This is a genomic window from Microcoleus sp. OTE_8_concoct_300 (assembly GCF_031383065.1).
Lineage (GTDB): Bacteria > Cyanobacteriota > Cyanobacteriia > Cyanobacteriales > Microcoleaceae > Microcoleus.
In genome coordinates this window covers 1-1,169 of record NZ_JANMZH010000453.1, presented here as the reverse complement: position 1 = coordinate 1,169, position 1,169 = coordinate 1, and the positions used below count along the sequence as shown (strand labels likewise).

1 protein-coding gene is annotated in these 1,169 nt (G+C 47.1%); it reads left to right on the top strand.

Going from position 1 to position 1,169, the window contains the following annotated elements; translation table 11 throughout:
* The first annotated feature begins 239 nt into the window (after positions 1–239).
* Positions 240–392 (top strand): helix-turn-helix domain-containing protein, encoded by a 153-nt coding sequence (locus tag ACUVJL_RS20660; RefSeq protein WP_445247546.1) that lies wholly within the window; start codon positions 240–242, stop codon positions 390–392.
* Positions 393–1,169: the final 777 nt, after the last annotated feature.

The window sequence follows — 1,169 nt, the reverse complement described above, 5'->3', positions numbered from 1 at the left end:
TAAACAGTCTTAAAGTCACTCTCGACAGTGCTGTAAGCGTGACAAGCCCCGATAACCTTGGCGAAGTACAGACGACCTGGCAGGTCGTCTCTTCTACCCCAAAAGGAGATTGAGGCAACCATACCTCACCCCAGAGGCAACCATACCTCTCCAACCCCGCAAGGGGATTCAAGGCGGTTGAAACCGCCGAGTCGTTTCCCACGAGCGGGCTGAAGCCACGCTCGGAACCCACTTACCGAATGTTTCTTATGAAAAACGTTGTCAAGGTACGAATTTATCCGACTGTTGAGCAGAAAGCATCGCTATCGAAAGCGTTTGGCTGTGCAAGATGGTTCTGGAATAATTCACTCAACGCAACGAACGAGCTGTACAAAGAGACGGTTAAAGGCTGATCTCAGATTGGGATGAACAGTCGTTTGCCCTCTCTCAAGAAGGAATAGGAGTGGTTGAGTGAAACTTACAGCCAAGTGCTGCAAAGTGTCTCTCTCAATCTTTCCAGAGCCTTTGTCAATTTCTTTGAAGGTCACGCATCTTACCCAAAATTCAAGAGCAAGCGTCAGGAACCTCAGCCCTGACGGCATGAGGCTTGAAGGAGAAATCTAACAAGCCGTTCCCCTAGGGCCTAAGTCTTTACTGACTACGTTTTTTGAGTCACGATACCGGAGAATGCGAAGCTAGTTTTCCGCTCTATCGCTTGCAACTAAACAGTCTTAAGGTCACGCTCGACAGTGTTGCTAGCCGGCGCAAGCTCACTAAACAAAGGCGAAGTACAGACGACCTGGCAGGTCGTCTCTTCTACCCCAGAAATGGGAGTTTGAGGCAACCATACCTCACGCCTTGGGGCAACCATACCCCTCCACCCCGGGAGGGGATTCAAATTAAATGTAAAGCCGTGCTAAAAGCACGGGGTTTCTACCCATTTTTCTGATGACAAGCAGTCCATTCAATATCCTCAAAACGTCAATTTACCGGAAATAATGGGTCTAAAGCCCCGTCCTTCCCTTGACGGCTTTTCTTCTTTCAGTTTATCGTAAGGATTCAGGTATCTGAAACGTAGTCACAGAAGGACTTCTAGAATTAAAGCCTTCGCTAAATCAACAGCTTGATTCTCAATAGGTACGAAAATAAAAGCTTTCAGGGTTTCTTAATAAGAATGGATATTTGATGAT

Bases quoted from the DNA above. Each gene is read 5' to 3' on its own strand.
- ACUVJL_RS20660 (WP_445247546.1), top strand. From the start codon at position 240: ATGTTTCTTATGAAAAACGTTGTCAAGGTACGAATTTATCCGACTGTT.